The following is an 11,658-nucleotide window of genomic DNA, read 5'->3' on the forward strand; positions in this document are numbered from 1 at the left end:
CTGGATTTACGCGGGAGACGGATGGGAATGAGCCTTGCCGGCAGTCTGAAGATCGCTTCGCGCGCCGCATGCGCTCTTGCCGCTGCCGGTGTGGCGGTTCTGACCGCCGCCGGGCAGGCCGGCGCCGCCCGCATCGAAAACCCCGTCGCCGTCTTCTCCGGTCTCGACAAGATCACCGGCCGCATTACCTCTTTCGACGTTTATGTAGGCGAGACGGTGCAGTTCGGCGCGCTGCAGGTCACCCCGCGCGTCTGCTACAACCGCGACGACACGGAAGCGCAGAAGGTCGATTCCTTCGTCGAGGTCGACGAGATCACGCTGGACCGCAAGATCCGTCGGATCTTCACGGGCTGGATGTTTGCCGAAAGCCCCGGCCTGAACGCGGTCGAGCATCCCGTCTATGACGTCTGGCTCGTCGAGTGCAAGATGACCTCGGACGTGCCGCCGCCGGCGAAGGTCAAGAGCCGGTAAGGCTGACGCCCGGACGGGCGGGCGGTTGTCAGGACTCCTTTATCCCTGAGTGTTGGGTAGCTGTCCGTTGCCGGCAGTGCTCAGAAGGGCAGGTTGGGCGAGGCCAGGGCGTTTGCCAGCATGGCCTCGTATTCGGCCTTGGGTACGTCGACGGCGCCGAAGGTTTTCAGGTGCTCGGTGGTGAACTGGGTGTCCAGCAGGCGGAAGCCGTTCCTTTTCAACCGCTCGACGAGGTAGACGAGGCAGATCTTCGACGCGTTGGTGCGCCGGGAGAACATGCTCTCGCCGAAGAACGCCGCCCCGAGCGAAACGCCGTACAGGCCACCGACCAGCTGGCCATCCTCCCACGCCTCGACGCTGTGGGCATGTCCCATGCGGTGGAGCGTGCCGTAAAGCGTCCGGATCTTGCCGTTGATCCAGGTAGAAGGTCGATCGGGCGCAGCCTCAGCGCAGGCTGCGATCACCGCGTCGAAGGCACTGTCGAAGCGGATCTCGAACGGTTCTCGCCGGATCGTCTTGGCAAGGCTGCGGGAAACATGGAACTGGTCGAGCGGAATGACGCCGCGCACGTCCGGCTCGACCCAGAACAGTTCCGGGTCGTCGGCCGAATCGGCCATCGGGAACAGGCCGATGGAATAGGCGCGCAGCAAGAGTTCCGGTGTGACTTCCGGGGACCTGCCGCGCCGCCCTGCCATGTTCGTGCCTCAGACCGAAGGCTTGGCCAGATAGTTCTCCAGCCAATGGATGTCGTAGTCGCCGTTGGCAATGTCCTGATTGCCGATCAGTTCCTGAAACAATGGTAGCGTCGTCTTGATGCCGTCAATGACGAATTCATCGAGAACGCGGCGCAGACGCATCATGCATTCGACACGGGTACGGCCATGCACGATCAGCTTGCCGATCAGGCTGTCGTAATAGGGCGGGATCCGATAGCCCTGATAAACGCCGGAATCGACGCGGACGCCGAGACCGCCGGGCGCATGGAAATGCGTGATCGTTCCCGGCGAGGGAACGAAGGTGCGCGGGTCCTCGGCATTGATGCGGCACTCGATCGCGTGGCCCGAGAACTCGATCTGATCCTGCGTCACCGAAAGCCCGGCGCCGGAAGCGACGCGGATCTGCTCGTGCACGAGGTCGATGCCGGTGATCGCCTCGGTGATCGGATGCTCGACCTGCAGGCGGGTGTTCATCTCGATGAAATAGAACTCGCCGTCCTCGTAGAGGAACTCGATCGTGCCGGCGCCGCGATACTTCATCTTCTTCATCGCGTCGGCGCAGATCTGGCCGATCTTCATGCGCTGGTCGACGTTCAGGGCAGGGGAGTTGGCCTCTTCCCAGACCTTCTGGTGGCGGCGCTGCAGCGAGCAGTCGCGCTCGCCGAGATGGATGGCATTGCCCGCGCCGTCACCGACGATCTGCACCTCGATGTGGCGCGGATGGCCGAGGAACTTCTCCATGTAGACGGCGTCGTTTCCGAAGGCGGCCGCGGCTTCCGTGCGGGCCGTGGCAACCGCGACTTCCAGCTCTTCCTCGGTCCGGGCGACCTTCATGCCGCGGCCACCGCCGCCGGCGGTTGCCTTGATCAGGACCGGGAAGCCGATCTTGCGGGCGATCTCGAGCGCGTTCTCGGGCTTCACCTCGCCGTCCGAGCCGGGAACGACGGGGATGCCGAGTTCCTGCGCGGTCTTCTTGGCGGTGATCTTGTCGCCCATCAGGCGGATGTGCTCGGCGGTCGGGCCGATGAAGGTAATGCCGTGGGCGTCCAGGATTTCCGCGAACTTGGCGTTCTCCGAAAGGAAGCCGTAGCCCGGATGGACCGCGTCAGCGCCGGTGATTTCGCAGGCGGCGACGATCTGGTGGATGTTGAGGTAGCTGTCTCGCGACGGCGGCGGGCCGATGCAGACGCTTTCGTCGGCGAGGCGCACATGCATGGCGTCGGCGTCAGCCGTCGAATGGACGGCGACGGTGGCAATACCCAGTTCCTTGCACGCGCGAAGAACGCGAAGCGCGATCTCGCCGCGATTGGCAATCAGGATTTTGGAAATCATCGCTCTGGCCTTATTCGATGACGATCAGCGGTTCGCCATATTCGACCGGCGCGGCGTCGGCGACAAGGATCTCGACGACCTTGCCGGAGCGCGGGGCGGGAATCTGGTTCATCGTCTTCATGGCCTCGATGATGAGGATGGTCTGGCCTTCCTGGACCGTGGAGCCGACTTCGACGAAGGGACGGGCACCCGGCGCCGCGGCAAGATAGGCGGTGCCGACCATGGGCGCGGTCACCGCGTTCTTGTTGTCACGGGCAGCAGGAGCGGCGGCCGGTGCGGTTACGGCTGCGGCGGCTGCAGGTGCCGCGAACTGGGCGGCCGGAACAGGGGCGGACACGTATTGGGGCGTGCCGGCGCGGGAAACGCGGATGCGAAGCTCGTCCTGTTCGACTTCGATCTCCGTCAGGTCCGTCTCGTTGAGGATGTTGGCGAGATCGCGGATCAGCCCCTGATCGATGCCCTGTTTCTTGTTGTCAGCCATTGGATGCAGCCTCTTTTTTTCTTTATTTCGTGATGGATTTCAGCGCGTTCAGCGCCAGGATGTAGCTTTGCTCGCCGAAGCCGCAGATGACGCCCTTGACCGCGGGCGCGATCATGGACTTGTGGCGGAATTCCTCGCGGGCATGGACGTTCGACAGGTGCAGTTCCACGACCGGTATGGCGATGGCGCGGATCGCGTCGTGCAAGGCAATGGAGGTGTGGGTATAGGCACCGGCATTGATGGCAATACCGGCGGCCGTCTCACCCGCCTCGTGGATCCAGTCGACCAGCGTGCCTTCGTGGTTGGTCTGGCGGAAGTCGATGGCAAAACCGAGCTTTTCGCCTTCGGTCCGGCACAGGACCTCGATGTCGGCAAGGGTGTGCCCGCCATAGATGCCGGGCTCGCGCTTGCCGAGCGCATTCAGGTTCGGGCCGTTGAGGACGAAGATGGTGGACGCCATTCAGATTTCCGCTTGCTGGATCGTGGGTTACCTATAGACCGGCGGTTCTTCGAGGAAAAGCCCCAAGGAAACGCACCTGCCTTGTCCACAACCTCCATGGCTGAACAGCAATGGAATGGCGGAAAGATGGCGGAGCCCGCAGGGTTGGAACCGGTGTGGGGCCGGTTCCGTCGCAAGACGTGTTCAGCAGGCGGCCTTGCCGCAGGAGCGGACATTGGCAACCTTGGCGCGGAGCTCATCCGCTCCGACGGCGCCGAAGACGGCCTCGTTCGAGATCACGTAGGAGGGGGTGCCGGTGATGCCGAGGTCCTGGGCGAGCGTATAAGCGGCGCGCACCGCATCGTCATGGGGCTTCTCTTCCATCGCCTTGCGGATGTCCGCCTCGCCGATGCCGAGCTTGCCGGCGACCTCGATCGCGCTTTCCTCCGTCGCCCGGCCTTCGCCGCCCAGCAGGTTGCGGTGGAACTGGCCGTATTTTTCCGGAGCCAGGTCGCGAACGGCCGCGCTGACCTTGTGGGCGGCGAGGGAGTCCGGGCCGAGGATCGGCAGTTCCTTCAGCACGAATCGCACGTTCTTGTCTGTTTCGAGGATCGCATCCATGTCGGCCAGCGCGCGCTTGCAGTAGCCGCAGTTGTAGTCGAAGAACTCGACGATCGTGACGTCGCCCTTCGGGTTTCCGAGCGAAATGTCGTACTTGGCGTCGAAAATCGCCTTCTTGTTCTCGGCGATCGCCGCTTCGGCCTGCTCCTGGTGCGCCTTCATCTGCTTCTGCTGCAGGGCTTCCTGCATGTCCATCAGGATCTCCGGATTGGCGAGCAGGTATTCCTTGATATAGGCGCCGAACTCCTCCTTCTGCTTGGCGTCGAGCGCCAGCGCGTTAAAGGGAAGCGAAACGGTGCCGGCGAGCGCGATTACGGCTGCGAGCGATTTGCACGTGAAGCGAAACATTCTGTCCTCGTTGTTTGCAGCGGCCCCCGTGGAGAGCACAACCAAGCTCTTCCGAACTCCGGCATCGAAGCGTTCGGCGCGTTGCGACGACCTTAGGCCGGGGTCGCCCGAAACGAAACAGCAAAAACGCGGATTTTCGCCCCTCCCGGCATTGTGAACGGACGTTTCTTGCGGCAAGGGAAGCCATGGGGCAGGCGGTCACGACAAGCAGCAAGGAAATGAGACCATGAAGATATCCAGGCGCAGTGCGGTCGAGCCGTTCCACGCGATGGATGTGCTTGCCGAGGCGGCGCGGCGGCGCTCGGCGGGGCAGCCGGTCATTTCGATGGCGGTGGGGCAGCCCGCCTATCCGGCGCCGCGTGCAGCACTCGAAGCGGCGCGCGCGGCGCTCGCCGACGGCCGCATCGGCTACACGGAAGCACTGGGGCTGGATTCGCTGCGCAAGGCAATCGCGGCGCATTATCGCACGCGCCACGGTGCCGAGGTCGACCCCGGCCGCATTGCCGTGACGACCGGCTCGTCCGCCGCCTTCAACCTGGCCTTTCTGACGCTGTTCGATCCCGGCGACCGGGTGGCGATCGCCCGTCCCGGCTACCCCGCCTACCGCAACATCCTGGCGGCCCTCGGCATCGAGACGATCGAGATCGAGGTGAGCGCGGAGAACGATTTCACCATGACCCCCGAAAGCCTGGAGGCCGCCCAGAGCGTGTTCGGCAAGCTGTCGGGCATCCTGCTGGCCAGTCCAGCCAATCCGACCGGCACCGTCACCGGCCGCGCGCACCTGAAGGCACTTTCCGACTATTGCCTGGCCAACGACATCACCTTCATCTCCGACGAGATCTATCACGGCCTCACCTTCTCGGGCGAGGAGACGAGCGCGCTCGAACTGACCGATGACGTCGTCGTGATCAATTCCTTCTCGAAGTACTACTGCATGACGGGATGGCGGATCGGCTGGATGGTGCTGCCGACCGCCGTCGTGCGTCCGACGGAGCGGCTGACGCAGAGCCTCTACATCTCCGCCCCGGAGATTTCGCAGGTCGCCGCCCTGGCGGCGCTCGGCGCGGGCGACGAACTCGACGCCCACCGCGATGCCTATCGCCGCAATCGCGACCTGCTCGCAAGCCGGCTGCCGGAGATCGGCTTTACGATCGCCTCGCCGATGGACGGGGCGTTCTACGCCTATGTCGACGTCGGCCGCTTCACCAATGACAGCATGGCCTTCGCCCGCCGGATGTTGAGCGAAATCAGCGTTGCGGCGACGCCGGGCCACGATTTTGACCCGATCAACGGGCACCGCACCATGCGCTTCTCCTTCGCCGGTGCCCATGATCAGATGATTGAGGCCACCGACCGCATCGCGGCGTGGCTGAAGTAGACGGGCGGGCGATCTTGCCGTTGCAGCCGGCGGGGGCGATCGTCCCCGCCGGCTGCGCCCGAATGCATACGCCATCGGTCAGGTGCGGTTGATCGACACGCCGGCGTCGACGAGCATTGCCGTCCCGGTGGTGAAGCTAGAGGCATCCGAGCAGAGGAACAGTGCGGCCCGGGCGATCTCCTCCGGCTGCGCGATACGCTTGAGCGCATTCAGCCCGGCAACAAATTCGAGCGCCTCCGGCGTGTTTGCCACGTGGCGGCCCATCGGCGTATCCGTCGCACCCGGCAGCAGCGCATTCACGCGAATGCCTTTCGGACCATATTCAGCGGCAAGCACCTGCACGAGGCCGACCAGGCCGGACTTCGACGCGGCATAGGCCGCAAGCCCAGGAAAGCCCGCGGTATAGCCCACGAAGGTCGAGGTGAAGACGATGCTGCCGCCGCCGCGCGCCTCCATGGCCGGCAACTGGTACTTGGCGGCGAGGAAGCCGCTGGTCAGGTTGACGTCGAGCACGCCCTGCCATTCCGTAACGGACAGGTCGGGCAGGGGGCCGAGCGGGCCGGTGGTGCCGGCATTGTTGAAGGCGATGTCGGTCCCGCCGAATTCAGCCCGTGCCGCTTCGACGAGCGCCTGGTGATGGGCTTCCTCGCTGACGTCGCCGGGCACGGCGATTACGTCGCCACCCTCTCGGCGGATTTCTTCCGCTACTTCATCGAGCCGTTCACGCCCCCGGGCCGAAAGCACCAGCTTCGCGCCCTGCCGGGCAAAGAGGATGGCGGCGGCGCGGCCTATGCCGGAGCTTGCGCCGGTAATGATGGCGACCTTGCTGTCGAGGCGGGTCATGGAGTTCTCCTTTGCTCGTTTCTGAGGACCGCGCGTGTCGCAGAACGGCAAGCCGGGAACCACCCGATTTCCGAAAACGAAAAAGGCCCGGACCATGCCGGGCCTTTCAATTCCTCTAGCAAGCAGGCTTCTTAGAAGAAGCCGCGGCGCTGCCACCAGCCGCCCTTCTTGGGCTTCTCCGGCTCGTCGTCGCCCTTGTCCGTCGATGACGACTTGACGACGGGCTCGGTTGCGATGGTGGAGAGATCGCGATTGGCGCGCGCCGGCTTTGCCTCGTCGAGTGCCGCGGCCGCTTCCTCGACCGGAGCCTCGGCGGGTTCTTCCGGCGTGGGCTGTCCCTCGACCTCGGCCTGCGCCTCGCCTTCGGTGACGGGCGCCGGCTCGGTCACAGGGGCGGGCTCGGCCGCAACCTTGGCCTTGCGGCTCCGCCGCGGCTTGGGAGCCGGCTCCGGCTGCACCTCGGCTGCGATCTCCTCCTCGCTCGGGGGGAGGGTCCCTTCGACGGCGGCCTCGGCGGCGAGGTCGGCATTCTCGACCTCGTCGGTATCCGATGCCTCCCCGGCCGCTACCTCGCCGGCATCTGCCTCGTCAGCCTCAGCATCCGCGCTCACGGCGAGCTCGTCGCCGCGATTGCGGCGTCCGCCGCGCTTGCCGCGGCGGCGGCGCTTGCGCTTGTGATCGCCCTCGACCGCGCTGGCAACCGCCTCGGCAACGACGTCGTCGGCCTCGTCATCGCCGTTGGCGTCCTCACCGTTGGCGTCCTCGTCCTCGTCACCCGGCTGCTCGCCGCCGAACGAGGCGGTGTCGCTGCCCTCGGCCTCGCGTCCGCCGCGGCCGCGGCGCCGCCGGCGGCGCTTGCGCTTGCGACCGGACTGGTCGTCGGCTCCGGTCGCGGGCGTTGCTGCAGCGTCGGCATCGACCTCGTCTTCTGCGAGTTCGTCCTCGATGACGATCTCGTCTTCCTCTTCCGGTTCGGGCGTGAACGGCACGAAATGCTCGATCTTGACCGGGTTCTCCACCGGCTCGCCGCGATCGATCGCAAAGTGCTGGGCGCCGACATGCGCATCCGCGTCGATGACGATGTGCAGGCCGAAGCGCGCCTCGTAGTCACCGATGGTGCTGCGCTTCTGGTTCAGCAGATAGAGCGCGATGTCCGGCGTCGTGCGGACGGTGATGTTGTGGGTGGTGTTCTTGAGCAGGTACTCCTCGATGCCGCGCAGGACATGGAGTGCGACCGAGGACTGCGAGCGGATATGTCCGGTGCCGTTGCAGTGCGGGCAGGTCTGCATCGTGCTTTCGAGCGCCGAGGCGCGAATGCGCTGGCGCGACATCTCCAGCAGGCCGAAATGCGAGATGCGGCCGACCTGGATGCGGGCGCGGTCCTGCTTGAGGCAGTCCTTCAGCCGCTTCTCGACGGCGCGGTTGTTGCGCTTCTCCTCCATGTCGATGAAGTCGATCACGACGAGACCGGCGAGGTCGCGCAGGCGCAACTGCCGCGCCACTTCCTCGGCAGCCTCGAGGTTCGTCTGCAGCGCCGTCTCCTCGATCGAGTGCTCGCGGGTCGAGCGGCCGGAGTTGACGTCGATCGAAACGAGCGCCTCGGTCTGGTTGATGATGATGTAGCCGCCGGACTTCAATGTCACCTGCGGCTGCAGCATCCGGTCAAGCTGCGCTTCGATGCCCGAGCGCGAGAAGATCGGATGGATGTCGCGATACGGCTGGACCACCTTTGCGTGGCTCGGCATCAGCATCTTCATGAAGCTCTTGGCTTCCTTGTAGCCTTCCTCGCCGGCCACGACGATCTCGCTGATGTCCTTGTTGTAGAGGTCGCGGATCGAGCGCTTGATCAGCGAGCCTTCCTCGTAGACGAGGCAGGGCGCGGTCGAGTTCAGCGTCAGGGTGCGAACGTTCTCCCACAGGCGCATCAGGTATTCGAAGTCGCGCTTGACCTCGACCTTGGTGCGGTTGGCGCCGGCGGTGCGCAGGATGACGCCCATGCCCTGCGGCACTTCGAGGTCGCGGGCGATCTCCTTCAGGCGCTTGCGGTCCTGCGGGCTGGTGATCTTGCGGGAGATGCCGCCGCCGCGAGCGGTGTTCGGCATCAGCACCGAATAGCGGCCGGCAAGCGACAGGTAGGTGGTCAGCGCCGCACCCTTGTTGCCGCGTTCTTCCTTGGCGACCTGCACCAGCAGGATCTGCCGGCGCTTGATCACTTCCTGGATCCGATACTGCTTGCGTGGCTTGCGCACGATGCGGTCCGGAACCTCTTCCATCGCGTCTTCGGCGCCGACCGATTCGATCACGTCATGTTCGTCGTGGTGATCGTCGTCGTCATCATCGTCGTTGGGACGCTTGCGGACCTCTTCGGAGATCACGTCGGTATCGACCGCGGCGGCCATGTCGCCGGACGGGGTCCGGTCGTCCTCGCTGTCGGCAACGGTCTCGCCAGCCTCTGCAGCCTCGTCCTTCGCCTCGGTTTTCTTGGCGCGCGGCTTGCGGGGCTTGCGGGCCTTCGGCTTGGCCTCGGCTTCCGCAGGCTCGGCCGCCGTGCTCTCGGCCTCGATGGCCTCGGCAGGGGCGTCCGTGGCGGGCGCGGAGTCCGCCTCCACCTCGACGGCCGCTACGGCGTCGGAGGCTTCCGCTTCGACCTCTGCAGCCGGCGTCATCGCCTCTTCTTCCGCAGCCACCGGTGCGGCGGATGTCGGCGCAGTTTCGACGTGCTCGATGTCCTCGTCGCGGCGCGCCTCTTCCGCTTCGGCGCGCAACAGCGCCTGCCGGTCGGCGAGCGGGATCTGGTAGTAGTCGGGATGGATCTCGGCGAAGGCCAGGAAGCCGTGCCGGTTGCCGCCGTAATCCACGAAGGCGGCCTGCAGCGAGGGTTCGACCCGCGTTACCTTCGCCAGGTAGATATTGCCGCGGATCTGTTTCTTGTGCTGCGATTCGAAGTCGAATTCTTCTATGCGGTTGCCGCGTACGACAACGACGCGCGTCTCCTCAGCGTGAGACGCATCGATAAGCATTTTGTCTGCCATGTAAGTAGAGCTCCTCGGCGCAGGCGGAGCCTGTCTGGCGAACGGTCCTCAGGGGACGAACGGTCGGAAGGCGGGAGCGCCGCGCCGGATAAGTGATTTCCCGTTGGGGTCGGGTGAGGGGGCTGCGGCCAGACAACGGCTGGCGCGGTCACGCACCGGAGCCTGTTAACTTCTGACACATACCGCAGCGACAACATCTACGTCCAAACGAGAATGCCAATGCCATAGACCGCAAGGGTCCGATGAAAGGGTCCGAAAAGGGACCCATGGTGGAAACCCACCGATGAATTGGTCCGGCCACCGCCGGATTTACCGCGATTCAAATGCCCGGGAAAAAGCAATTATGACGGCGGATGAAGGCCAGTTTCGGCGCCAAATCCAAGCGGTTGGCTGCCCGTCCGGGGCTCCTATCCCGTCTGTACTTTCTCCCTTAAAACGCTTTTATGTTCAATATGTCACAATGGCAAGGAAAAAGCCCGGACGGACACAATTATGATCCAATCGCGCAGGATGGAGGCCGCCGGTCCGCCCCACCAGAGCGGGCATAACAATTGATTAACCATGGGCCGGCATTTTCGCGGTGGGGATGACGGGCCTGGTTCGCGCGGTCGGCGCCCCCCTGCGATTCGTCATGAATGGCTATGCATTGACCATGCGCCAAGTTTGTAGAGGAGACGCCGGTTTGAAGGCATCGCGTGCCGGGGGAAGCAGGATGGCCAGAACCGCGGCGGCCTTGTGCCGGTTTGCCGTTGCCCTGATTCTGTCGATTTCCGTGCTGACCGGTACCGAGCCGCAGGCGGCGGCGGCCGAGACGGATGCTGCGGCAACGACCGCATCGATTCCGGCCTCGTCGCCGCTCCTGGCCTATGCCGGGCGCATGGCCGGGGACGACGCCCGGACCCGGCTGATCATCGACTTCGACAAGCGGCCCGAGTTTTCGGTGCATTACGTCGCCAAGCCCTACCGGATCCTCATCGATCTGCCCGAGACGATGTTCGGGCTGAAGGAGTCCGACATGGCCGCCCGCGGCCTCTTCTCGCAGGTGCGCTACGGGGCAATGGCGGCCGGCCGGGCGCGCATCGTGCTGACGGCGCGGCAGCCCGTCGCGGTCGTCGCCTCCGAGGTGCGTGCCGAGGAGGGCGGGTCGAGCTACAAGCTCATCGTCGATACGGCGGTCGTGAGCGAAGCCGCGTTCGCCGAACTTCTCGACGGACAGAGCTGGAAGCAGGCCGCGGCGGCACCGGCAGTCACCGGGGAACTTCTGGCCGGCGCCGCGGACGACGCAAACGGTCCCTTCGTCATTGCCGTCGATGCGGGGCATGGCGGCATCGACAACGGCGCTCAAGGGGCGGCGACGGGAACGCACGAGAAGGAGGTGACGCTCGCCTTTGCCCGGGAACTCACCGATGCGCTGAATGCACTGTCCTCGACCGAGGCCTTCATGACGCGTGAGAAGGATGAGTTCCTGTCCCTGCCGCAGCGTGTCCAGCTTGCGCGCAACCGCGGCGCCGACCTCTTCATCTCCGTGCATGCCGACACGTTGCGCCAGAAGGACATTCGCGGTGCGACGGTCTATACGATCTCCGACAAGGCCTCCGACAGCCTGGCGGCAAACCTGGCGGCGCGCGAGAACCTGTCGGACGAGATCGCCGGCATGGCGCTCGACGGCGAGCCGCCGGAAGTGGCCGACATACTGTTGGACCTGACGCGCCGCGAGACGCAGGCCTTTTCCATCAGCCTTGCCCAGGAGGTGGTCAGCTCTTTCGAAGGGCAGGTCAGGCTGATCAACAATCCGCACCGCCACGCCGGCTTCCGCGTCCTCATGGCGCCTGACGTTCCGTCCATCCTTCTGGAGCTCGGTTTCCTTTCCAACAAGGAAGACGAGAAGCTGCTGCTCGATCCGGAATGGCGCAAGAAGGTGGCCGGGCTGCTCGCGCAGGCCGTGCAGCGCTACCGCTCGGCCGTGGTAGCCAATGGCGGCTGATGACCCCTCCGGG

Annotated in this window: 10 protein-coding genes; 3 read left to right on the forward strand and 7 right to left on the reverse strand. The window is 65.1% G+C overall.

Annotated features, from left to right (window positions below; translation table 11 throughout):
* The first annotated feature begins 27 nt into the window (after nt 1-27).
* Nucleotides 28-471 carry a DUF2155 domain-containing protein gene (locus C7449_RS02865; RefSeq protein WP_210204687.1) on the forward strand — a complete coding sequence of 148 codons (444 nt, stop codon included), beginning with the start codon at nt 28-30 and terminating at the stop codon, nt 469-471.
* An 80-nt stretch (nt 472-551) separates the two neighbouring features.
* On the opposite strand, the gene aat is transcribed toward C7449_RS02865, so the two are convergent.
* From aat to C7449_RS02890, 5 genes are all read right to left on the reverse strand, one after another.
* Entirely contained in the window at nt 552-1,166 is a 615-nt protein-coding gene (gene aat / locus C7449_RS02870) for a leucyl/phenylalanyl-tRNA--protein transferase (protein WP_108001241.1), read from the reverse strand.
* A 9-nt stretch (nt 1,167-1,175) separates the two neighbouring features.
* A complete protein-coding gene (gene accC, locus C7449_RS02875; RefSeq protein WP_108001242.1) occupies nt 1,176-2,519 on the reverse strand; it encodes an acetyl-CoA carboxylase biotin carboxylase subunit in 1,344 nt (447 codons plus the stop codon).
* Between the two features lie 10 nt (nt 2,520-2,529).
* The gene (accB, locus tag C7449_RS02880) at nt 2,530-3,000 is read right to left on the reverse strand and encodes an acetyl-CoA carboxylase biotin carboxyl carrier protein (protein WP_108001243.1); all 471 of its coding nucleotides are present in this window, start codon (nt 2,998-3,000) and stop codon (nt 2,530-2,532) included.
* Between the two features lie 22 nt (nt 3,001-3,022).
* The gene (aroQ, locus tag C7449_RS02885; protein ID WP_108001244.1) at nt 3,023-3,460 is read right to left on the reverse strand and encodes a type II 3-dehydroquinate dehydratase; all 438 of its coding nucleotides are present in this window, start codon (nt 3,458-3,460) and stop codon (nt 3,023-3,025) included.
* 183 nt (nt 3,461-3,643) lie between these two features.
* Nucleotides 3,644-4,408, reverse strand: coding sequence for a DsbA family protein (locus tag C7449_RS02890; RefSeq protein WP_108001245.1), 765 nt, complete (start codon nt 4,406-4,408; stop codon nt 3,644-3,646).
* A gap of 226 nt (nt 4,409-4,634) precedes the next feature.
* Here C7449_RS02890 and C7449_RS02895 point away from each other — a divergent pair, with 226 nt between their 5' ends.
* The gene (locus C7449_RS02895) at nt 4,635-5,786 is read left to right on the forward strand and encodes a pyridoxal phosphate-dependent aminotransferase (RefSeq protein ID WP_108001246.1); all 1,152 of its coding nucleotides are present in this window, start codon (nt 4,635-4,637) and stop codon (nt 5,784-5,786) included.
* A gap of 78 nt (nt 5,787-5,864) precedes the next feature.
* Here the strand turns inward: C7449_RS02895 and C7449_RS02900 are convergent, their stop codons facing one another.
* Nucleotides 5,865-6,629, reverse strand: coding sequence for an SDR family oxidoreductase (locus tag C7449_RS02900; protein WP_108001433.1), 765 nt, complete (start codon nt 6,627-6,629; stop codon nt 5,865-5,867).
* 131 nt (nt 6,630-6,760) lie between these two features.
* Nucleotides 6,761-9,661, reverse strand: a complete 2,901-nt coding sequence (locus tag C7449_RS02905) for an Rne/Rng family ribonuclease (RefSeq protein WP_108001247.1) — start codon at nt 9,659-9,661, stop codon at nt 6,761-6,763.
* 712 nt (nt 9,662-10,373) lie between these two features.
* Between C7449_RS02905 and C7449_RS02910 the strand changes: the two genes are divergently transcribed.
* Entirely contained in the window at nt 10,374-11,645 is a 1,272-nt protein-coding gene (locus tag C7449_RS02910; protein WP_108001248.1) for an N-acetylmuramoyl-L-alanine amidase, read from the forward strand.
* The last annotated feature ends 13 nt before the right edge of the window (nt 11,646-11,658 follow it).

The organism is Mycoplana dimorpha, from assembly GCF_003046475.1.
Lineage (GTDB): Bacteria > Pseudomonadota > Alphaproteobacteria > Rhizobiales > Rhizobiaceae > Mycoplana > Mycoplana dimorpha.